General features: G+C 45.2%; 20 protein-coding genes and 1 pseudogene. 9 read left to right on the top strand and 12 right to left on the bottom strand.

The annotated features are described in order from the left end of the window. Positions 1–294 precede the first annotated feature (294 nt). Genes ACOV1R_RS11495 through ACOV1R_RS11485 form a run of 3 tightly spaced genes read right to left on the bottom strand, consistent with a single transcriptional unit; the run spans position 295 to position 1,430 of the window. Positions 295–522, bottom strand: a complete 228-nt coding sequence (locus ACOV1R_RS11495) for a PLDc N-terminal domain-containing protein (RefSeq protein ID WP_003643468.1) — start codon at positions 520–522, stop codon at positions 295–297. Positions 523–582: 60 nt separating this feature from the next. Then, complete coding sequence (locus ACOV1R_RS11490; protein ID WP_268164845.1) at positions 583–1,209, bottom strand: metallophosphoesterase family protein; 627 nt, start codon at positions 1,207–1,209, stop codon at positions 583–585. 53 nt (positions 1,210–1,262) lie between these two features. Further along, complete coding sequence (locus ACOV1R_RS11485; protein ID WP_225914107.1) at positions 1,263–1,430, bottom strand: hypothetical protein; 168 nt, start codon at positions 1,428–1,430, stop codon at positions 1,263–1,265. 450 nt (positions 1,431–1,880) lie between these two features. Here ACOV1R_RS11485 and ACOV1R_RS11480 point away from each other — a divergent pair, with 450 nt between their 5' ends. Further along, positions 1,881–2,423 (top strand): GNAT family N-acetyltransferase, encoded by a 543-nt coding sequence (locus tag ACOV1R_RS11480; protein WP_003642476.1) that lies wholly within the window; start codon positions 1,881–1,883, stop codon positions 2,421–2,423. Between the two features lie 411 nt (positions 2,424–2,834). On the opposite strand, the gene ACOV1R_RS11475 is transcribed toward ACOV1R_RS11480, so the two are convergent. From ACOV1R_RS11475 to ACOV1R_RS11460, 4 genes are all read right to left on the bottom strand, one after another. Further along, a complete protein-coding gene (locus ACOV1R_RS11475; protein ID WP_015381005.1) occupies positions 2,835–3,254 on the bottom strand; it encodes a CidA/LrgA family protein in 420 nt (139 codons plus the stop codon). Between the two features lie 19 nt (positions 3,255–3,273). Then, entirely contained in the window at positions 3,274–4,002 is a 729-nt protein-coding gene (locus ACOV1R_RS11470; protein ID WP_003642478.1) for an LrgB family protein, read from the bottom strand. Positions 4,003–4,176: 174 nt separating this feature from the next. Next, on the bottom strand, positions 4,177–5,016 hold the full coding sequence (locus ACOV1R_RS11465) for a DegV family protein (protein ID WP_217203239.1): 840 nt from the start codon (positions 5,014–5,016) through the stop codon (positions 4,177–4,179). A 524-nt stretch (positions 5,017–5,540) separates the two neighbouring features. After that, a complete protein-coding gene (locus tag ACOV1R_RS11460) occupies positions 5,541–5,708 on the bottom strand; it encodes a hypothetical protein (protein WP_021357416.1) in 168 nt (55 codons plus the stop codon). 167 nt (positions 5,709–5,875) lie between these two features. On the opposite strand from ACOV1R_RS11460, the gene ACOV1R_RS11455 reads away from it, so the two are divergent. From ACOV1R_RS11455 to ACOV1R_RS11440, 4 genes are all read left to right on the top strand, one after another. After that, positions 5,876–6,574, top strand: coding sequence for a zinc metallopeptidase (locus tag ACOV1R_RS11455; protein WP_003642482.1), 699 nt, complete (start codon positions 5,876–5,878; stop codon positions 6,572–6,574). Positions 6,575–7,179: 605 nt separating this feature from the next. Next, positions 7,180–8,676, top strand: coding sequence for a phytoene desaturase family protein (locus ACOV1R_RS11450; RefSeq protein ID WP_011102097.1), 1,497 nt, complete (start codon positions 7,180–7,182; stop codon positions 8,674–8,676). Next, positions 8,657–9,538: a phytoene/squalene synthase family protein gene (locus ACOV1R_RS11445; protein ID WP_027822316.1), complete on the top strand. Its 882-nt coding sequence runs from the start codon at positions 8,657–8,659 to the stop codon at positions 9,536–9,538. Before ACOV1R_RS11450 ends, ACOV1R_RS11445 begins: the two co-directional genes overlap by 20 nt. A 361-nt stretch (positions 9,539–9,899) precedes the next feature. Beyond that, positions 9,900–10,841: an alpha/beta hydrolase gene (locus ACOV1R_RS11440; RefSeq protein ID WP_003642486.1), complete on the top strand. Its 942-nt coding sequence runs from the start codon at positions 9,900–9,902 to the stop codon at positions 10,839–10,841. A 66-nt stretch (positions 10,842–10,907) separates the two neighbouring features. Here ACOV1R_RS11440 and ACOV1R_RS11435 read toward each other — a convergent pair whose 3' ends face one another. Then, positions 10,908–12,020: a glycerate kinase gene (locus tag ACOV1R_RS11435; protein WP_054519129.1), complete on the bottom strand. Its 1,113-nt coding sequence runs from the start codon at positions 12,018–12,020 to the stop codon at positions 10,908–10,910. 135 nt (positions 12,021–12,155) lie between these two features. On the opposite strand from ACOV1R_RS11435, the gene ACOV1R_RS11430 reads away from it, so the two are divergent. Beyond that, the gene (locus ACOV1R_RS11430) at positions 12,156–13,490 is read left to right on the top strand and encodes a dihydrolipoyl dehydrogenase family protein (RefSeq protein WP_015381010.1); all 1,335 of its coding nucleotides are present in this window, start codon (positions 12,156–12,158) and stop codon (positions 13,488–13,490) included. Positions 13,491–13,684: 194 nt separating this feature from the next. Then, positions 13,685–14,014, top strand: a complete 330-nt coding sequence (locus ACOV1R_RS11425) for a bacteriocin immunity protein (protein ID WP_021357419.1) — start codon at positions 13,685–13,687, stop codon at positions 14,012–14,014. Positions 14,015–14,236: 222 nt separating this feature from the next. Here the strand turns inward: ACOV1R_RS11425 and purB are convergent, their stop codons facing one another. Continuing rightward, positions 14,237–15,535: an adenylosuccinate lyase gene (gene purB, locus ACOV1R_RS11420; RefSeq protein WP_003645480.1), complete on the bottom strand. Its 1,299-nt coding sequence runs from the start codon at positions 15,533–15,535 to the stop codon at positions 14,237–14,239. Between the two features lie 316 nt (positions 15,536–15,851). Between purB and ACOV1R_RS11415 the strand changes: the two genes are divergently transcribed. Further along, a complete protein-coding gene (locus ACOV1R_RS11415; RefSeq protein WP_015381012.1) occupies positions 15,852–17,141 on the top strand; it encodes an adenylosuccinate synthase in 1,290 nt (429 codons plus the stop codon). A gap of 48 nt (positions 17,142–17,189) precedes the next feature. Next, complete coding sequence (locus ACOV1R_RS11410) at positions 17,190–18,161, top strand: GMP reductase (protein WP_003645478.1); 972 nt, start codon at positions 17,190–17,192, stop codon at positions 18,159–18,161. Positions 18,162–18,253: 92 nt separating this feature from the next. Here the strand turns inward: ACOV1R_RS11410 and ACOV1R_RS11405 are convergent. From ACOV1R_RS11405 to oppC, 3 genes and pseudogenes are all read right to left on the bottom strand, one after another. Then, positions 18,254–19,178: pseudogene (locus ACOV1R_RS11405) on the bottom strand (ATP-binding cassette domain-containing protein). Then, on the bottom strand, positions 19,171–20,259 hold the full coding sequence (locus ACOV1R_RS11400; protein ID WP_021357674.1) for an ABC transporter ATP-binding protein: 1,089 nt from the start codon (positions 20,257–20,259) through the stop codon (positions 19,171–19,173). The pseudogene ACOV1R_RS11405 and the gene ACOV1R_RS11400 overlap by 8 nt, the downstream one beginning before the upstream one ends. Before the next feature lie 39 nt (positions 20,260–20,298). Further along, the gene (gene oppC / locus ACOV1R_RS11395; protein WP_027822310.1) at positions 20,299–21,267 is read right to left on the bottom strand and encodes an oligopeptide ABC transporter permease OppC; all 969 of its coding nucleotides are present in this window, start codon (positions 21,265–21,267) and stop codon (positions 20,299–20,301) included.

Raw genomic sequence — 21,267 nt, 5'->3', positions numbered from 1 at the left:
CACCTTGGAAGCATCATTTATTTAAGTTAGATACATATTATATGTACGAAGGCATTTCATTTACACAAGATTCTTGACACTCCCCTGATTCTCGCTGCATTAATAAAGTCCCCCTCTATATGATTCGGATTACCATAATAATTTCAAATTATAGGTATCTTTATATACACTTTTATTATACACGCTTATGATTGCATTCAAAAAAACATTCATAAACGTTCAAAAAACGCCCATCAACGTAAAAAAGTCCGAGCTTTCACCCGAACTTAACCCCACTTTAATTTACTAATTACCCTAACGTTCCTGTCCAAACGCAAAATAGAGCCACGGTCCAAATGGTTGTACAAAGGCTAATAACAACCAGCCAAGTCGATGTCCTCGGCGAAATGACTTCGCCGTCAAGACATCCGCAACCACAATTGTGGTTGCGGTAATCTCCATGGCGGCAACGGGTAACAACCGTTGCTTTAATTTACGTTTGATCCGTGGTGGCATTTGATTGTGATGACGAAATAGTCCCATATTGACGCCTCCCTTAATTATTACCAACATTATACCTTGTTAATTAAGAAAGCGCTATCTTTATTCATACCCTTGTGGGGCTCGCCCGACAAACTTAGTGTCTGGGATCGTCAATTCATCAATAACCGCTTTCCCATGCAGTAACTGGCGCGTTGTCACACCGACCTGTCCTCGATCGATTGTAATGATTTGGTAACTACTGCCCTCATGAACATAATGATGATGTGGATCATGGCAATCGATCGCATAGGCCGCAGAACCGGCCACCACATTCAGAATATTATCTCCAATCAAATAACTTGAAACAAAGTGAACGTGACCAGAGAATACGCCGCCTAAATTATGTCCCCGAAGCACCGATAACAGCGCCGGCGTATTTTGTAAAATCGCATAGTGCATATTTGTCATCGTCGGCCCATCTAGGGGGTGATGCAAAAATAGAAAAGCCCGCTTTGTCGGTGCCTGTCGTAGATGTTTTCCCAACCATTGTAGCTGTTGTGGTGCCAACCAGCCTGCCTCATAACCGCTAACCTTTGAATCCAAAAAATAAAAGTCGTTGTTGCCAATCCGCATGCGACTCGCGTAGTATGGTCCCGGGTCAGCCGGCAAATACCCTTCGTAAAACGCCGCTCGCCGATCATGGTTTCCAAGGATAACTCGAACATGACAATCAAATTCAGCTTCCATCGTATGGATGATTGCGTGCAGCCGCTGATAATCGTCAGCGCTACCGTCATGAATCAAGTCCCGGTAAAAACAATCAAATCTGGCATGGTTGGTAATCGCCGAATATCATCAATAATATTGGCAAGCTTGCCCCAGGGATCGTACTGCTGACCATGTGCCGGTACTTGGCCGCGGGGGGTTAAATGTAGATCAGAAATCTGAATAACTTGTAAAGGACGCAATTCGATCCTCCCTCTCATACTTTAATCACCAGATGGTTATCTCTAATATAGCGAGCTAACGTAAAGTTTTACCAATCTTCATATAAAGTAACTGTAAAGTTTGTGCTAACCTCTCTTTACGCACCATTGAAAAGTGCCCCCACAGCAACACCTTTCACCAATAGTTCAGCCATCACCCGTATTGCCCTCATTATACTGAAACCACATTATCGGCAGCACGTGCCCAACGGCTTTACTGTAAGTCTTCAGTATATCCGCATCTTATTTCGCCGTCCCCCAGAGCTAGTTGTTCTTGACCTCAGCACTTGGCACATGCCACCCGTGTTTCATACTGAGCTAGCTAGTCTGACGCGTAATCTCATAATTTTTGGTTGACAAGCCCACCTTTTGCCGCCACCATGAAGATAAGCTTTAATAACATCATACGAGTGAGGGATTATTTTGAAAAATATGTTTGTCGGGCCCCATGTGGCCCTTGCTGTTCCCCAGCCAGAAGATTTTGATGAGATCAGTGACTGGTACACTGACGCCGATTTTGTTCGTAAAATGGATACGGCTGCCGCCCGACCACTGACCGGTGAAGAACTCGAACGAACTTACCGTAACCTTGATCGGAATACCGAATACTACTTTCACGTTCATAGTTTAGAAGACGACCACTTATTAGGCTTTGTCACCCTATTCAATATCGAATGGCATAACCAGGTTGCCCAATTAGCCATCGCAATCGGTGATCCCGACGAACGCGGCCATGGTTATGGTACCGAGACACTCAGCTTGATTTTGAACTACGCTTTTAACGAATTGAATCTTTACAAAGTCTGTTTGGACGTCATCGCAACAAACCCCGCCGCTATCGCTGTTTACCAGAATAGTGGTTTTGAATTTGAGGGCACCAATAAGCGTGCTATCAAGCGTGATGGGCAACGAATCGACCTCTATCACATGGGCTTATTTGCGGCTGATTTCCAGCCCCGCGTTACTTTAAACTAATTAATCAGCTCAATTAGTTGCAGCCAATAACTTTTGCAATTATAATAGTCGCAGATTGATAGAAAGTGACCAACTGACTGTCAATCCTTAATATTCTTTAGTTTTTTCGATTATTAGTGCGTTGCTGCCATAATGCAGCTAATAATCACTTTCATTCATAGACTCCCCCAAGTCTGATGAATGGGGTTCATCAAAGCCCCCACTTTGATGTTTCCTACTCCTTGACCACTACATCCGCTGATGTGGTGGCTTTTTTATTGCCGTCTAAAAAAGCCGTCATGGGTATGTAATCCCCACAACGGCCTGCTATTATCTTGTAATAGCCAAAACAAGCGGTTCAACAACTGCCTGTTTCGATTAGATCCAACTGGTACCCAATCTACTCACGAGTAAATTATGTGCCACCAAGATTTAATCTTCTTCCAACTCAACATTGCTGTTCGTTCGACGAGCAATGAGCCATTCCTTGACTTGAATTAAAACCCACGCGATTCCCGCTGTAAAAAGCAACAACATTAGTGTCGAAACAATAATGACGATCACAATCTGAACGCCTTCTGCCTTTAACACGTCTAACTTAGTTACTAACGCGATCCCTGATGGAATGAAAATCAAGCTGATAAATTGGACGAAAAAGTTGCTAACACCCGCCACCTGCTCAAGTTTGACCACTTTAAACGTTAACAGCAAGTATAGTAGAATCATCCCAATCAACGGTGTCGGCATTGGGAATGCGGGCCAAATCTTATTGACTAAATTAGCGATTAAACTACTAGCTAATAAAATCAAACCATAAATCACAATTTGTGTAATAAACGCGCCTTTTTTCATCGAATCCCTCCCGGACCATCTAACCTAAACCAATCAACTGCGCAAACCCTGGAACCATAAAATTAACAAGAATACCGGCAATCACAAAGGCGATTGCACCAGTTGCGCCCGCAGCCTCGCTCACTTCAATCGCTTTAGTGGCACCAACCGCATTACCGGCAATTCCGAATCCTAACCCGGCACCGAGCGGATTCTTGTGCAATTTGAACCAGCGAATAAAATGGTCGCCTAACGCGTAAATCAAAACTGAATTCAGAATGACTGCGAACGCCGCAATGGCTTGATCGCCACCCACCGACTCAGCCACCGGTAAAGCAATTGCTGTCGTTGCTGCTTGTACTAACATGGCACCTAACGCTGCATCCGTCAGACCGAGCAACCGTGAAATCCCATAGATACCAAATAATGACAGCCCTAACCCAATCGCTAACGCAATCACAATGACATCCCAATGTTTCTTAAAGATATCATTACGCTTATATAGTGGCACCGCAAACGAGACGGTGGCGGGCGCCACAAACCAGAATAACCAGTCGCCACCAACCTGGTACGCTTCATAAACTTTTTGCACGGGTGCCTTTAGAATCGACGCAATCAATACCAATAAACCAATCCCGAGCAGCATTCCAAAAAATAACGGTTGGAATAACACAAAGCGATTTGTTTTGTGATATAAATACTCGCCAATCCCATACACCAAGATCGACAGTCCGATCCCGAAAAACGGATTATTGAGAAGATAGCTCACATAAGTTCCTACTTTCTTTTAGTGAAAAGAGTGACAAAAAAGGTGCCCCATCCGGGTCTAGTCATCATTAAATGGTGGTTAGGCTCAGAACAGTGCACCAACACGGTTCTCATTTATCATTAATTAATTATAACACATCAAAGTAATTTTTAATAGTAGGTTAGTTCGTCAAATTTAATCAACTGTATAAAACATCAACGCGTAAGCGCCAACACCGGTGTGCGTCGCAATAATTGGACTAGTGCGCGCAACCAGTGGTGTTACCTGTGGAACAACTTGTTGGAGAAGCTTTTCTGGCGCTTCCGCAACGCTCGGTTCGCCGACGTAAGAAATTCCAGCCGCTTCGACTCGAGTCGCATCCGCTAATTGGTCTAGAATTTGTTCCTGCGCTTTGATTAGCGCCTTTTTCCCGCGACCCCGCGTATAAAGTTTTAATTTTCCGGCTTCTAATTCAAAGACAAATTTTAATTTAATCAAATTCGTGACCATGCCAGCCAACTTAGGGACGCGCCCACCTTTGACCAAATTGTCGAGCGTATCCACGAACAAGTAGGTCTTAGTATGCTGCCGAATGACGGTTATCTTCGCCAAAATTGTGGCCATATCCGTACCGGCGTGAGCCATCCGTGCTGCTGTAAGCACTTGAAAGGCCATCCCACGGTCAGCCGCCTGGGTATCAATAACTGTCACATCGCCACTAGCAAGTTTGGCAGCTTGGCGAGCAGCATTGACCGTCCCACTCAATGTCTCCGTCAAATGTAGTGATAATACTTGGCTACCATCCGCTGTCAATTCATCGTAGCAACTGACGAAATCACCAATTGGCGGCTGGCTAGTCGTTGGCAAGACTGGGCTGACTGCCATCTGTTGGTCAAATTCCGCGGTACTAACTGCCGTATCTGCAATCAAGTCGCCACCGAACCCCACGAGTAACGGAACCACTTTAATATTATACTGTGCAATCTCGGCCGTCGTTAATTGGACCGACGAATCGGTGACGATTTTAATTGTCATATTTGGAAAACACCTTTCGATTAATTTGTGCTTCATTATAGCACCTCAGAGTCTAGGACCAATAAAAACTGCGTCACACCAGCATTTAGCCACTCATATTGATTTATGACGGTCATCATTTCGTTATAAACTTTGTAAAAATCGTCATATTTTTTCGTTCCATGACCTAACTTTTTCGTCTGAAAATCATGCTTTTAAACTTTTCGCGTCACACTTTCTTCACGCGTCGCCGCTATACTATGTTTATAGTCATTAAGGAAATCCCAATCCTTAACGACCCCCTAACTTTAATGATTACTTCCCCAAGTAATGATGTGTGTGTACTTAATTACATTTTACCGATTTACTTCCCTTTTCCTCCGTATTTCCCCGATACGGAGGTTTTTTATTGCCTTCAAGCAGTTGTGGCTCACGCGTGAACACCGTATTAACCATAATCATTGCCAATCCAATTTCCACCATAAAAAACGCGCCAAGGCGAGAAACAAACTTCTCAACCTTACCGCGTATCGTGGTCCTAGTACTTATTTCATCTTATCGAGATCTTCTGGTGCAATAAAAAAACTGACCTGTCCCGTTTCTAAATCAACATGCGTCTTCACTTCAACACCTTTAGGAAAAATCCAGCCTTTCCCAGTATCTAACTTTAACGGCATTTCCCCATACGTTTTGGTTCGATACGTCTTTTCCATCAGAAAACTCCTTCGCTCTTTGCCAATTACGATTAACTGGGCTAATTATATAATCTGACGTCGTTTCTCGATAGTAAAGACACTTTCCAATGGCTTTCTTCAGTAGGAATGTCACGCTAAATCTGATAGAATCGGATTAACATTAAACCACTTAGGAGGGGTCGACCTTGTTCTATTCGTTTTTTGATCCGACTTACCTATTAGTCATCATTGGACTGATTATCTCAATGGCCGCATCGGGTTACGTTAATCGGACATTCCGGCATTATGATGCCTATCGTAGTCAATCTGGCACAACCGGCACCGATGCAGCTCGCTTTATTTTAAGCCAATCTGGTATCAATGATGTTGGTGTCCAAAAGATAAGCGGGGATCTGACCGACAATTACAACGGTCAAACTAAGATTCTCAGCCTATCAGAAGCCACAGCAGATTCAACCTCTGTGGCCGCCATCGGAGTTGCGGCCCACGAATGCGGACACGCAGTTCAAGATCACGTTAACTATTGGCCAATGCGCTTGCGGACCGCCCTCGTGCCCATCACGAACATCGGTTCAAGCTTATCATTACCACTAATCATTATCGGCGTTTTATTGAGTTACAACCAAACACTGATTCACATTGGGATTTTACTCTTCTCACTGGCGTTATTGTTCCAACTTGTCACGCTTCCAGTTGAATTCAACGCCTCAAGACGCGCCCTCCAGATTTTATCTGATGGGCAAGTTTTGACTCGCGACGAAGTTCCCATGGTGCGTAAAGTGCTTGTCGCGGCGGCTTTAACCTATGTTGCTGCAGCCCTGTCAACATTCTTACAATTACTACGACTAATTATTCTATTCGGTGGTAATCGTGACGATAACTAATCGCGCCAAATGGCAGTGCCCACAGCCAGTCACCAAAATCTGCTTGGTCACTATCAACTTAGCGTCGCCGCAAACTTGTTATTACTAGCATTGATTGCGAATCAAAATAGTCACTTCAAAGGACAACTTTTGAAGTGACTATTTTCTTTGGCCCCAAACAGTCGATCATCGCACCTCGCCAAGGCATTCCGTAAGAACGTTGATGATTCTTCACACTTCTTAATAAAGCCTTTCCCTTTTTTTCATGACATTCGCCATGTTCAGTCACAAATTCTTCACACAACCTCGGTATGATTACATCATAGCAATTGAGGTTAACTCAATCAGCTATAACACAACCTAAAATTTTTCATTTACTCCTCCAAAGTAATGAAATTCATAGTAACATGTGATTCCCCGTCACATGTTTACCCTACTCCTTTTTCCACCGTATTCCCCGATACGGTGGTTTTTTTGTTTTCTCGTCCGCTCTATTCGCACCTACCGACTACTTTAATACGTCATAGTAATCATATTTGTTGTACTTTTTACATTATTAAACCAAAATATAACTAATGATTAACCATGCTTTTTAGTTATTCATCTGTTAAGGGGGAGATTTACTGATGAAGCAAGTATCGATTATTGGCGCTGGTATTGGTGGCTTAACCGCTGCAGTACGGCTTCAAAAATTAGGTTATAATGTTACGATTTATGAGCAAAACGCGCAACCGGGTGGCAAAATGAACCAGATTGTTAGCCAAGGATTTACATTTGACGTGGGGCCGACGATCGTCATGATGAAAGACATCTACGAAGAAGTCTTTCGCTTTTGCGGGGTCGATCCGCACAACTATTTACCATTCGAAGAAGTTCAACCTTTGATGCACCTTGTCTTTGGTGATCAATCTAGTCTAGATTTGTCACGCGATCTCCCAACATTAATTGCCGAGATTAACCGCATTGCGCCTGATGACGTCAATGGTATGTTAAATTTTTTAGCGGATATTTATCACCGGTATACCATCGCGAAGCCTAATTTTTTAGAACGATCATTCCGTAACTGGCGTGACTTTTATAACCTACCCGCTCTGTATGCAGGACTACAGCTACGCACCTTTAACAATGCCTACAAAAACATTGCAAAATTTATCAAGAATGAGAATCTACGTAATTCATTAGCCTTTCAGACACTGTATATTGGGATTTCTCCCTACCAGGGCCCGTCGCTATACAACATTATTCCAATGATTGAGCTCTTCTATGGGGTCTATTTTTTAAAGGGTGGTATGTACACAGTTGTCAATAGTCTCGTTAAGTTATTCAAAGAACAAGGTGGTACGTTAAAGCTTGCCACACCAGTTCAAGAAATTATCATCAAAGATAAAGTTGCTGTTGGCATTCGTGTCAATAATCATCCGATCCACAGTGACTATGTCCTATGTAATGCTGATTTTCCAACCGCCATGACAACACTGATTCCAAATGAGCAAGATCGTGGTCAGTACACAGATCAAAAAATTGCCAAAATGGATTATTCATGCTCATGTCTCGTCTTGTATTTAGGACTAGACAAAAAATACCCAACCGAAGCATTACACACGATCCACTTTGCACAAGATTTCAGCAAAAACGTCGCCGATCTATTTGACAACGGCAAGTTACCAGAAGATCCCTCGTATTATGTCTATGTTCCATCAAAGATGGATCCAAGTTTAGCTCCCGAAAACAGTGAGGCACTCTATGTTTTAGTACCAGTTCCTGAGCTCTCAAAGTTTAATGACTGGTCACCAACAACACTGAAGAACTATCGTCAACTAATCATTAACAAACTAAGACAAACGGCTACCTTCAGCGATATTGAACAGCATATCGTTGTCGAAAAGCAGTTTACACCGGTTGACTTCAAAGAACAGTTTGGCGCCTATAACGGAGCCACTTTCGGCTTACGACCGACGTTAAAACAAAGTAATTATTATCGTCCCCATAACAAGTTCGACTATGCCGACCATCTTTATTTTTGTGGTAGTAGCACCCACCCTGGGGCCGGTGTTCCCATTGTTATGCAAAGTGCTAAATTAGCCGTTGAGGAGTTGATTAAAGATGACCAAACTAATGCCTAAATTCGAACAACATCGCACTGACTTTGCATACTGTCAAACAATTACTAAAAGGTCTTCTAGCGCATTCTACACCGCCTTCTCGCAATTACCACTAGAACGCGCTTGGAGTATTTACGCCGTTTATGCTTTTTGTCGAACAGCCGACGACCTCGTTGATGTTGACCATGATATTGATGGTCTAATGGCATTGCGCCAATCATTGACCACCTTTGCCAATGGTCATGTCCCAGACCACCCAATGTGGCGCGCACTGGCCGTCGTTTTTGAGACTTATGATATGAATCTTGACGTCTTTTTCGATATGCTCACTGGTCAAGAACAAGACGCGACTTTTAAACAACCTCAAACTCAGCAAGCACTTGAAGACTATTGCTATTACGTCGCCGGATCGGTTGGTCTGATGATTTTGCCAATGCTAGCAACTAACCCGCAATCACTTGTCAAACCAGCCGTAGAATTAGGCATCGCCATGCAACTCACCAATATTTTAAGAGATGTTGGTGAAGACTACCAACGTGGCCGAATCTACCTGCCATCAAAACTATTGGCACACTATCAGCTCAATCCAACTGACTTGCATGGCCCCATCCCATCTGCCAATTTTATTCGGCTTTGGGAACATGAAGCACAGATTGCCATGAACAAGTACGAGGCTGCATTAACCATGATGCCACAAATTGATCCCGTCGCCCGGCCATCGCTATTAGCCGCCACTTTGCTTTATCGTGAATTATTGCTAATCGCACGTGAACAACACTACCCAATTTTAAGTCAGCGCGTCTTTTTGACAGCTGAACGTAAAACACAGGTCCTTAATCAAGTTAGCGCCAAAATGCATGAACTAGCCCTTAAGGAGGCTTAATGCCACTTGAATCGGTATCATACTTGGCACGACGAAATCTGTCCATACCGGAATATTGACCACCCACAAATAATTTTTAGTTTTTTCACCAGTCAAGTAAGCGATTTAGTTACCTTTTAACAATCAAACTACTATACTAAACATATAGTGACTGGACATCTCCTTCAGCCACTTGAACCTTTTTCATTTACTCCTCCAAAGTTAATGAAAAACAGGCTCGCTGGGGATGCCACCTAGCGACCAATGCAATTTATAGGTCATCGCCCGCCGCGATGGCCTTTTATATTACTAGAATAATATAGTTACATCTCACTTCTAATCGGCGTATCATATTATTGAGAGATTAGAGGAGTGATATTTAATGAAAAAAACACGCGCCGTAGCCGGAATTAGTGCTCCTGTGGCAATTTTTTCGGCCGCCCTATTCGCGAGTGAGAAGCTCTACGATTTTGCTTTCAAGCGTGTTGATTACGTGCCCGAAACTTCGGCAGATAAACAAAAATACGCCGATGCCTACTACGCTTATGTCGATTGGCTACACCGACAGCCCGTTCAACAGTGGCAACTGAACGCTAATGACGAGGCCAATCACCTTGTCGCACAGTACGTTCCTGCTAAAACAACCAGCAACCGAACCGTTATTGTTTCCCATGGCTACAAAGGTGATGGTGAAACGATGGCAAATTACGCTTATATGTTCCATCAAATGGGCTACAACGTCCTCTTGCCCGACGATCGCGGCCATGGGCAAAGTGCCGGCAAGTACATTAGCTTTGGGTGGCAGGATCGCCGCGACTATTTAGGCTGGATCGATAAAGTCGTCCGTATCAATGGTCGTCACACGGATATCATCCTTTTTGGTGTCAGCATGGGTGGTGCGACCGTTGAAATGATGAGCGGCGAAGACCTTCCATCACAAGTTAAGGCCATCATTGCCGATTGTGGTTATTCGAGTATCGAGGAAGAACTCGCTTACTTATTAAAGCGACAGTTTCACTTACCAAAGTATCCGTTTGTGCCCATCGTTAGTTTTATTAACCGCCACCGTATGGGCTATTATTTAAGCGACGTCAGTTCTGTCGAACAGCTCAAACATAACCATCTACCGATCTTCTTTATTCACGGTGACAAGGATGTCTACGTCCCAAGTTGGATGCTCAAAGAAAATTATCAGGCCGCTAAGGGCCCCAAGCAGATGTGGCAGGTTCCCAACGCCACTCACGCCGAGAGTTTTTGGATCGATCCTGCCGAGTATCAACGACATGTTACAGCCTTTTTGAATCACTATGTTCCTGATAAATAAAATTCAGTCGAAAAACCGTATGCGCTATTCACTGCACATACGGTTTTTTTGACCGCTTAAGTTGTTTTATGACTGGCTAATGATTCGGGCTAAGCGGTCCGCCATCCGTTCCAGATTGGCTGGTCCCTGCGCCATGGCTTGATCTAAGGTCATGACTTGATCGACAATCGGTAAAACAGCCGTGACCCCCTGTTTGGCAAATGTTTCATTTGCACCTTTTTGCCGACCAACTAATAAATAGCAAGGCTTGCCGGCCGCTTGGGCTAACTGACTGAGCTGAATTGGTACCTTGCCCATAAAACTCTGATCGTCGACTTGGCCTTCACCAGAGATAACTAGATCCGCTTGGGCCACTTTCGTTTTAAGATTGCTCATTTCAGCTAACAATTGAAAACCAGAGCGAACGCGGGCGTGTAAAAAGTAACGTAATGCAAACCCAATACCACCGGCAGCCCCATCGCCTTCGTGGGCACTCACCGCACCAGCTGCGACCGTCATATAGTGAGCTAAAGCGGCATCGTGAACCTGAATTTGAGCAACCGGTAATCCTTTTTGTGGGCCAAAAATCTTAGCTGCGCCGTTCGGTCCCGTTAGCGGATTCGTCACATCCGCTGCACTAATGAACGAGACTTCAGCTAATTGTGGCAACACATGTCGATCGTCAATCTTAGTGACCCGACTTAAATCAGCGCCAGTCATGGCTAACTCTTGACCATCGGCAGCCCAAAAACGATAACCGAGCGCACGTAGGATTCCGGCACCACCGTCGACCGTTCCGCTACCGCCTAAGCCCAGAATAATCTGCCGGGCGCCACGCTCAATCGCATCTTTAATCAGTAGCCCGGTCCCATAGGTATTCGTTGCTAACGGCGTCAAGGTCGTCGTGACAAACTGGATTCCGGATGCAGCCGCAACCTCAATCACTGCCATTTTTTCAGTGGCAAAGTAGCCATACGTTGCAGTCACTGGCCGTTGCGCCAGATCCACCGTTGATGCCGTAATAGCTTGTCCACCAGCATGGTTAGCCAGCCACGCCGCCACCGTTCCTTCACCACCATCGGCAATCGCAACTTGAGTAGCGGTGATTCCGTGAGCCGAAAATCGTTTAGCCACTATTCGGTTGGCCTGAATGCTCGTGATGGAATTTTTAAATGAATCAATTGCGATCAAAGCGTGCATATTAACGTCTCCCTATTGACATAATTACTTTCAGTATAATCATTACAGCGGGCGCGAGCAATTCATATCAGTTGTCAGGTTTCTTAAAACTCGTTAAGCTTAAGTTACCAAAATTTTAATGGAGGCTGATAAATCATGACAAACAAATACGATTACGATGTGTTATACATTGGTGCGGGTCACGCCACGTTTGATGGCGCCGCACCACTCGCCAAGACTGGTGTTCGCGTCGGTGTGATTGAGAGTGGTCTGATTGGGGGCACCTGCCCTAATCGTGGTTGTAACGCCAAAATCACTCTTGATGAACCTGTCAAATTAACGCGGGAAGCAGCACGCCTCAATGATATTTTGAGCAGTGCACCAACCATTAATTGGACGGCCAACGTGGCCCATAAACAAGAGATTATTGATCCCTTACCAGCAGGCCTGACAGCTCGTTTGGAAGATGGTGGCGCAACGATCATTCATGGTCATGCCACGTTCAAGGACGCTCACACCGTTGTCGTTGATGATCAGCAAACCATTACCGCTGAAAAAATCGTTATTGCGACTGGTTTAAAGCCCCATCGTTTAGATATTCCGGGGACCAAGCTCGCCCACGATAGTAGTGATTTTATGAACCTTAAACGGTTACCACAAAGTATCGTCATCATTGGCGCAGGCTATATTGGTATGGAATTTGCCACCATCGCTAACGCGGCCGGTGCCCAAGTGACAGTCATGTTACATGGCGACCAGGCCCTCCGTGATTTTTACCAACCATTCGTTGCACAAGTGGTTGACGACTTAACTGAACGTGGGGTAACCTTCATCAAAAATGCCAACGTGCAAGCATTTACCAAACAGGATGACCAGTTCCAAGTTAGTTATGGCGACCACCAGCAATTAACGACCGACTGGATCCTAGATGCGACTGGTCGAATTCCAAACTTAGATGGCTTAGGCTTAGACCGGATTGGCGTCAAATATGACCGCCACGGCATTTATGTCAACGACCACTTGCAAACCAACGTTCCTAACATCTATGCAGCCGGTGATGTCCTTGCCAATGACTTGCCAAAGGTCACACCTGCAGCCTACTTTGAGTCCAAATACTTGATGCGTTTGTTCTCTGGTCAAACCAGTGCTCCCATTGACTATCCGGTAATTCCATCGGTCGTCTTTACTTCACCACGAATTGCGCAAGCCGGCATGAAAATACCGGCTGCTGAAAAGGCCGGCTTAACCGTTAGTGATAACGATTTAGCAGATTACTGGTATTATCAAGTCTCCAAGGAACCGATTGCCGCTAGTAAACAGGTCCATGACCAAGACGGCCATCTCGTTGGCGTGACTGAAATCAGTGATCAAGCTGAAGATGCCGTCAACGCACTACTGCCAGCTATCGAATATCAATTAGACCGCGAACAAATCGACCGTTTGATTGGTATTTTCCCAACCATCGGCTACGCAGCTTGGCACCGGGCTTAAAACAGAAAACACTGCTGCGACCGCCGCTTGATTAATCCCTTATTAATAACCAGAGCCGCCAATGACCCCCACTCATTGGCGGCTCTGGTTATGTTCGTTCCATTACTTTAGAAACCAACTCGGGCCTGCACATCAAGCATACTGACCATGCTATAATTGCGCCTATCTCAACGATTGAAAGGTTGGTCCTAACAATGGATGTGGATGCTCAAAAATTATTTACCTTAGTAGATGCTGCTTATAATCAGCCGATTACCAATCAACCATCCGATTCCTACCGCCAAGCGCTACTGGCAGCTGCAATCGACCTGAATAACAACGTTTCGCCACAGCAAGTAACCATCCAGCTATATCAAGCCTATTATCGTAACTATATGGTCCCAACGACTCTACCACGCCAGCATCGTGACCTCTACCAATACGTTCACACCCAATTACAGCGCCTCACGCGCAAAGAACAGCGTCATATGGCACTTGGGTATGGTCTGATTGCGACGCACCTAACATTTGGTCCCTTGAACTGAAATCAAGGTACTTACACGCATTGCGCTAGTTATCGTTTAGTATGAAGCATGATTAAACCGTGCCATTATCAAGCTCAAAAATAGCCATTAATCGTCCCCAGCCCCGGAGGTCGAAATAGGACGCGCATCGGCTGACGAATAAACAGCCCATCTTTTTAGCACGTTTTAATCATAATAAAAGCCCCAGCGATTACTCATCGCTGGGGCTTCATCGTTTTTAAATTAATCGTCTAATCCCAATCGTTTGAAAATATCATCAACGTGGCGAAGATGGTAATGATAGTCAAACGCATCATCAATCGCAGCCTGGTCCAAATGTTCACGAATCTCGGCGTTACCTTCAATAAGTGGCTTGAATTGTAACTGTTCATCCCATGACTTAGCCGTCAGTGGTTGAACGAGGTCATAAGCACTTTCACGAGACATCCCCGTATCAATCAACTTGAGCAAGACACGTTGACTGTAGATCAACCCGTAAGTCGCATCCATGTTTTGCTTCATCCGTTCTGGGAACACCGTCAGCGTCTTAATAATCTTATTGATTCGAGTTAAGATATAATCCACTAAAATCGTGGTATCTGGTAAGATGATCCGCTCCGCAGAAGAGTGGGAAATATCCCGTTCATGCCACAACGGCACATCTTCATAGGCGGTCATCATGTGGCCGCGAATAACCCGTGCCAACCCCGTCACGTTCTCAGAACCGATGGGATTACGCTTGTGGGGCATTGCTGATGAGCCTTTCTGACCTTTATTAAAGAATTCTTCAACTTCATGAGTTTCAGATTTTTGCAAACCACGAATTTCGGTTGCAAACACTTCAACGCTTGTTGCAATCAAGGCCAAACTAGCAATGTATTCGGCATGTAAGTCCCGTGGTAAAACTTGCGTCGAAATTTCTTGTGCGCGCAATCCAAGTTGTTTGCAGACAAATTCTTCAACAAATGGTGGAATGTTCGCAAAAGTCCCAACGGCTCCACTGATTTTACCCGCTTCAACGCCCGCGGCCGCGTGTTCAAAACGCTCGATATCCCGATTAATTTCAGAATACCACCGGGCAATCTTCAATCCAAACGTGGTTGGTTCAGCGTGGACGCCGTGTGTCCGCCCCATTTCAACCGTATATTTATATTTTTTCGCTTGTTGTGCTAGTGTCGCCCGTAAATCTTGTAAGTCTTGGCGAATAATCGCGTTAGCCTGCTTCAACCGGTAACCTTGCGCCGTGTCGACAACGTCAGTACTGGTCAGCCCATAGTGAACCCACTTACGTTCTGCACCCAACGACTCGGAAACATCGCGCGTAAAAGCAACCACATCATGATGCGTTACGGCTTCAATCTCCGCGATCCGGTCAACATCAAACTTGGCATTCTCTCGAATTTTAGCAACATCACTTGCTGGAATCTTCCCTAATTCAGCCCAGGCCTCGTCGGCAGCAATCTCTACCTCCAACCATGCTTGGTACTGATTTTCTAACGACCATACTTTGCCCATCGCGGGACGCGTATAACGATCAATCATTGCTAATCCTCATTTCTTTTTAGGTATTCACTAACAAAACACGAACATTATTATAGCATACCCCTCGAGTAATTAATAGAGACGAACAATGAAAAAATACTGTTATTTTTCACTTCGTTTCCATATTAAGGACTTGTTTTCGAACTAATTCGCCTTAATTATGAACGATTATTTGTGCTCAAAACAAGAACATTCGGTTTTTGGGTTGCGTTTTGACGTTAAAGTTGCTATACTCTTTCCTGTTGGAGTGGTGAACGTTTAACTACTCTTTAGGATTAATTATTCATAATTAAACTATTTAATGAGGTGGAAGAATATGGCATCAGTCGTAGTAGTAGGTAGCCAGTGGGGCGATGAAGGTAAAGGAAAGATCACGGACTTTTTGAGTCAGGAAGCAGATGTGGTATCACGTTACCAAGGCGGCGATAACGCCGGCCACACCATCGTATTTAATGGGCAAACTTTCAAATTACGGCTGATTCCATCAGGGATTTTCTTCCATGATAAGTTAGCTGTCATTGGGAACGGCGTGGTCTTAAATCCCAAGTCATTAGTTGAAGAATTACAATACTTGCGGGACAAGGGCGTTAATCCTGACAACCTTAGAATCTCTAACCGTGCACACGTCATCTTGCCTTACCACATCACATTAGATGGCGCTCAAGAAAAAGCTAAAGCCGGTGGCAAGATTGGGACGACTAATAAGGGAATCGGCCCAGCCTACATGGATAAGGCTGAACGAATTGGGATTCGCGTAGCCGACCTGCTTGATAAGGACACCTTTGCGGCGTTACTCAAGCGCAACTTAGCTGAAAAGAACCAAATTATTACCAAGCTTTATGACTTAGAACCACTGAAATTTGAAGATATTTTTGATGACTATTACGCTTATGGTCAAACTTTGAAACCATTCGTCACCGATACTTCCGTTGTCATTAATGATGCGTTAGATAACGGTCAACGCGTCCTATTTGAAGGTGCTCAGGGAGTCATGCTGGATATTGATCAAGGGACTTACCCTTACGTTACTTCATCTAACCCAGTTGCCGGTGGTGTTACTATTGGGAGCGGTGTTGGCCCATCTAAGATCGATAACTGTGTTGGGGTCTTAAAAGCCTACACTTCCCGCGTCGGTGACGGCCCATTCCCAACTGAACTCTTTGACGAAGTCGGTGATTTCATTCGTGAAACGGCCCATGAATATGGGACCGTTACTAAACGTCCTCGGCGGATTGGTTGGTTCGATAGCGTTGTATTACGGCATGCTAAACGAGTTTCTGGGTTTACTCATCTTAGTTTAAACTGCTTAGACGTCTTGACGGGCTTAAAGACCATCAAGGTATGTACCGCTTACGACTTAAACGGCGAAACCATCTATCACTACCCTGCTAGTCTGAAGGAATTAGAAGCTTGCAAACCTATCTATGAAGAAGTTCCTGGCTGGGACGAAGACATTACTGGCGTTAAAACCTTTGAGGAACTGCCAACTAATGCACAGAACTACTTGCGTAAATTAGAAGAACTCGTCGGCGTTAAAATTGCCACCTTCTCTGTTGGTCCCGATCGCGAACAAACTAACGTTATCGATCACAACATTTGGGGCTAATTGAACGCGACACCGTGAATTAACTTAAAGGAGTTTTGCATCATGGGCATGGAGATTTTTGATTACGAAGATATTCAACTAATTCCGAACAAGTGTGTCATTAATAGTCGTTCGGAAGCCGATACGACCGTAGAATTGGGTGGCCGTCGTTTTAAGATTCCAGTGGTGCCTGCCAATATGGCAACCGTCATCAACGACGAGATTGCCAAGTGGCTCGCCACTAACGACTACTTCTACATTATGCATCGCTTCGCCCCCGAGACCCGCCGTGCTTTTATTGAAACGATGCATGCCGCGCAACTGTACGCATCTATTTCGGTCGGTGTTAAGTCCAGCGAGTATGACTTTATCGACGACCTGGCTGCTAATCAAATCGTGCCAGAATATATCACGATTGATATCGCACATGGTCATGCTGACAGTGTCATTGCAATGATCAAACACATCAAAGACGTCCTTCCGGATAGTTTTGTAATTGCCGGAAATGTGGCCACACCAGCCGCCGTTCGCGACCTTGAAAATGCTGGTGCCGATGCAACTAAGGTTGGCGTTGGCCCGGGTAAGGCCTGCATTACTAAAGTCAAAACGGGCTTTGGTACTGGCGGCTGGCAATTAGCTGCTGTCCGGTGGTGTGCCAAGGCCGCTCGCAAACCAATCATCGCAGACGGTGGTGTCCGGACCAATGGTGACATCGCCAAGTCGATTCGGTTCGGCGCTACGATGGTCATGATTGGCTCAATGTTGGCCGGACACCAAGAATCACCCGGCAACATTTTAAAAATCGATGGTAAGACTTATAAGCAATACTACGGTTCCGCCAGTGAAACTCAAAAAGGCGAACATAAAAACGTTGAGGGTAAACAAATGCTGGTTCCTTACCGGGGCCGCTTAGTCGACACCTTAAACGAGATGCAAGAAGACTTACAATCATCCATCTCATATGCCGGTGGCCGGGATTTAAAGGCCATTACTAAGTGCGACTATGTGGTAGTTAAAAATTCGATTTACAACGGGGACTAATTAAAGAAGGACACAAGCCAAACTGGTTTGTGTCCTTCTTTTACGTTCACTTGCTAGATTTTAGTTCGAAGTACCTGTGACCAGCTTCGGCCTTACGTCATAGACAGTTGTTGACGGTAGGTGACCAGCTCCGATTGATTGGCATAGATAAAATGTCCCGGAACTAGTTCAACGAATTGAGCTGGATCAGTCGTATAATCGTGAACTGACTCGTGATAAGTCACGAGTTGCTTTTGCCGTGCCAACTGTGGATCAGGTATTGGAATGGCGGCTAATAACGATTGCGTATACAGATGTAGTGGATGGGTAAACAACTCCGCGGTCGGTGCAAGTTCCAGAATACGGCCGTTGTGAATGACGGCCACACGGTCTGCAATAAAGCGTACGACGGATAAATCATGGGCAATGAACAAGTATGATAATTGGCTCTCCTGTTGAAACTGCCGGAGCAGATTCAGAATCTGTGCTCGAATCGAGACATCCAGCGCTGAGATCGGTTCGTCGGCCACGACTAACTCGGGCCGCATAATAAGGGCGCGAGCAATCCCAATTCGTTGCCGTTGACCACCAGAGAATTCATGGGGGTACCGATAAAGATGTTCTGGTAGCAACCCCACCGCTTTAATCATCTGCTCAACTTGATCACGGCGATCCTGTTCAGAATGAAAGAGGTGAAAATTCAGCAACCCTTCCGAAATAATATATTCAATCGTCGCCCGTTCATTGAGTGACGCGGCTGGGTCTTGAAAGATCATTTGAATCTTGCGCATCGATTGCTAAGTGCTGATTAATGAGTTGTTCATGGAACGCAATTGTCCCTTTCTTAGTCGGAATAACACCTAGAATTGCGCGGCCAATCGTCGTTTTTCCTGATCCTGATTCACCGACCAGTGCCAAGGTCTCCCCCCGATAAATGTCAAAATTAGCGTCCTTGACCGCCACGAATTCCCGCTTTCCTTGGCCAAAGGCAATCTCCAGATGCTTGGCGGCTAAGAGTGGCGTTCTTTCATTAGTCATGGGTCGTCCCTCCCCGTATCTGACCAATTTGCATTTCTGACTTGGTCAAGGCAACTAGGCGCGCGTGTAGATTCTGAATCAGGGCCGGTTTCTCAACTTTAGGTGCCCGGGGATCAAGTAACCAAGTCTTCGCCCAATGGGTCGGGCTCACCCTGAATTTGGGTGGTTCCTGCTTAAAGTCAGCCGCTAACGCATACCGATTGCGCGGCGCAAAGGCCTCCCCTTTGATATCGTGAAATAGTGACGGGGGCGTCCCGGGAATCGAATACAAGCCGGAATCAGCGGTCGCCAGTTGCGGTAACGCCGATAACAAGCTCCAAGTGTAGGGATGCCGCGGGTCATAAAAAATCTCATCACAGGTTCCCAGCTCTACGATTTGGCCGGCATACATTACCGCGATACGATCAGCAATTGCAGCTACGACACCGAGGTCATGCGTGATAAAAATGATTGAAAAATGGTATTCACATTGTAATTGTTTGATCAAATCCAAAATCTGAGCTTGAATCGTTACGTCTAGCGCAGTCGTCGGTTCGTCACAAATCAGGATTTGCGGGTGGCAGGCTAAAGCGACCGCAATAACGATTCGTTGCCGCATTCCACCAGAGTACTCAAATGGATATTCGTTATACCGTTCTGCAGCATCGGGAATTCCCGCCCGGGTCATTAACTCGATTGCCTGCGCTTTAGCTTCCGCAGCCGACTTCTTTTGATGTTTGATAATCACTTCCGCAATTTGGGAACCAATTGTTTTGATAGGATCCAGTGAGGTCATCGGATCTTGAAAAATGGTCGTAATCCCTTTTCCGCGAATCTGATTCCACTCTCGATCCGTCTTCAAGTCACTCAAACAGGTATCACCGTACTGAATACGCCCACCGGTGATGTGCCCATTATCTTCCAACATTCCCGTAAAGGTCTTCGTTAACACGGATTTACCAGACCCTGATTCACCAACCAATGCGAGGATTTCCTGATCATATAATGCCATGGAAACATGGCGAATCGCTTTTAATTGCTGCCCGCGAACTTGAAAGCCCACCGAAAGATCATCAACAGCTAATACAACTGGTCTTTTCATCACACCATCCTCCTACTTTCTTGACTTATCACCACATGGCTAACGATGTGTCCGCGGGTCAGATGCATCCGCCAAATTTTGCCCAACAATGTACAACGACACGGTAATCAGCGCCAGTACGGTTACCGGTAACCAGAACAAGTACGGGTAGCTGGTCATATCTGGTGAATATTGGGCGATTAGCCGCCCGAGTGACGGTACGTTGGCACTCAGTCCCACTCCTAAAAATGACAGAAAGACTTCAAATGAAATGAACGAAGGTAATAGTTGGGACAATTGGGTCACAATCACTGACGTCAGATACGGCAAAACATTACGAATGATCAACCGTCCCATCGGCGTCCCCAGTGTCTTTGAGGCGATATTATACTCACGATCGCGTCGAAGGATGACTTTCACCCTAATGAAATACGCCGTATCAAGCCAAGTCGTCACTGTCATCGCAAAAATCAGATTCCAAAATCCGTTGCCAAACGTATACGATAAAACAATAATAATCAGTAAATTAGGCACATTGGACAAGACGTTATAAATCTCCAGCATCACCCGGTCTAACTTCTTGGAGTTGCCCCAAAAGGCTCCCATAGCAACGCCAATCACCGTCGTAATCAACGACGCAATCACGCCAATCGAAATCGATGTGCGGGCTCCCGCCCAGACTGCATCAAATAAAGACTTCCCATCAGCATCCGTTCCGAACCAGTAGTGCCAGCTCGGCCAATTATAGCGTGCGCCAAAATCATTGATGTTACTAACGTTCATCAGACTATAGCCACTGAACAAGGGCTGGATGAACGCCAATAATAAAATTATCAACATCAGTACGAACATCGCAATCGTCAGTTTATTGGCAAAAAAGACTTTCGCAACGGAGCGCCAGTAAGAATATCGCGGCGTTTCGATCTTTTCGGTGGCCTGATCATTCAACGTCACAAATTCAAAATCCGCGTTACTAACTTGATTCTGGTCGACTTTTTCAGGTTGCGGTTTATCTCGACCTATTACCAT

It is taken from the genome of Lactiplantibacillus sp. YT640 (assembly GCF_049745435.1).
Taxonomy (GTDB): Bacteria; Bacillota; Bacilli; order Lactobacillales; family Lactobacillaceae; genus Lactiplantibacillus; species Lactiplantibacillus plantarum.
Note: the sequence above shows the minus strand (reverse complement) of the source record. Positions and strands in the feature narration are given on the sequence as shown.

What these genes read in the sequence shown, in the direction of transcription:
- purB (WP_003645480.1), bottom strand. Translation starts at nt 15,535, where the DNA reads ATGATTGATCGTTATACGCGTCCCGCGATGGGCAAAGTATGGTCGTTA.
- ACOV1R_RS11475 (WP_015381005.1), bottom strand. Translation starts at nt 3,254, where the DNA reads ATGAAAAAAGGCGCGTTTATTACACAAATTGTGATTTATGGTTTGATT.
- ACOV1R_RS11480 (WP_003642476.1), top strand. Translation starts at nt 1,881, where the DNA reads ATGTTTGTCGGGCCCCATGTGGCCCTTGCTGTTCCCCAGCCAGAAGAT.
- oppC (WP_027822310.1), bottom strand. Translation starts at nt 21,267, where the DNA reads ATGGTAATAGGTCGAGATAAACCGCAACCTGAAAAAGTCGACCAGAAT.
- ACOV1R_RS11400 (WP_021357674.1), bottom strand. Translation starts at nt 20,259, where the DNA reads ATGAAAAGACCAGTTGTATTAGCTGTTGATGATCTTTCGGTGGGCTTT.
- ACOV1R_RS11435 (WP_054519129.1), bottom strand. Translation starts at nt 12,020, where the DNA reads ATGCACGCTTTGATCGCAATTGATTCATTTAAAAATTCCATCACGAGC.
- ACOV1R_RS11465 (WP_217203239.1), bottom strand. Translation starts at nt 5,016, where the DNA reads ATGACAATTAAAATCGTCACCGATTCGTCGGTCCAATTAACGACGGCC.
- ACOV1R_RS11450 (WP_011102097.1), top strand. Translation starts at nt 7,180, where the DNA reads ATGAAGCAAGTATCGATTATTGGCGCTGGTATTGGTGGCTTAACCGCT.
- ACOV1R_RS11495 (WP_003643468.1), bottom strand. Translation starts at nt 522, where the DNA reads ATGGGACTATTTCGTCATCACAATCAAATGCCACCACGGATCAAACGT.
- ACOV1R_RS11440 (WP_003642486.1), top strand. Translation starts at nt 9,900, where the DNA reads ATGAAAAAAACACGCGCCGTAGCCGGAATTAGTGCTCCTGTGGCAATT.
- ACOV1R_RS11410 (WP_003645478.1), top strand. Translation starts at nt 17,190, where the DNA reads ATGGAGATTTTTGATTACGAAGATATTCAACTAATTCCGAACAAGTGT.
- ACOV1R_RS11415 (WP_015381012.1), top strand. Translation starts at nt 15,852, where the DNA reads ATGGCATCAGTCGTAGTAGTAGGTAGCCAGTGGGGCGATGAAGGTAAA.
- ACOV1R_RS11445 (WP_027822316.1), top strand. Translation starts at nt 8,657, where the DNA reads ATGACCAAACTAATGCCTAAATTCGAACAACATCGCACTGACTTTGCA.
- ACOV1R_RS11430 (WP_015381010.1), top strand. Translation starts at nt 12,156, where the DNA reads ATGACAAACAAATACGATTACGATGTGTTATACATTGGTGCGGGTCAC.
- ACOV1R_RS11425 (WP_021357419.1), top strand. Translation starts at nt 13,685, where the DNA reads ATGGATGTGGATGCTCAAAAATTATTTACCTTAGTAGATGCTGCTTAT.
- ACOV1R_RS11460 (WP_021357416.1), bottom strand. Translation starts at nt 5,708, where the DNA reads ATGGAAAAGACGTATCGAACCAAAACGTATGGGGAAATGCCGTTAAAG.
- ACOV1R_RS11490 (WP_268164845.1), bottom strand. Translation starts at nt 1,209, where the DNA reads ATGGAAGCTGAATTTGATTGTCATGTTCGAGTTATCCTTGGAAACCAT.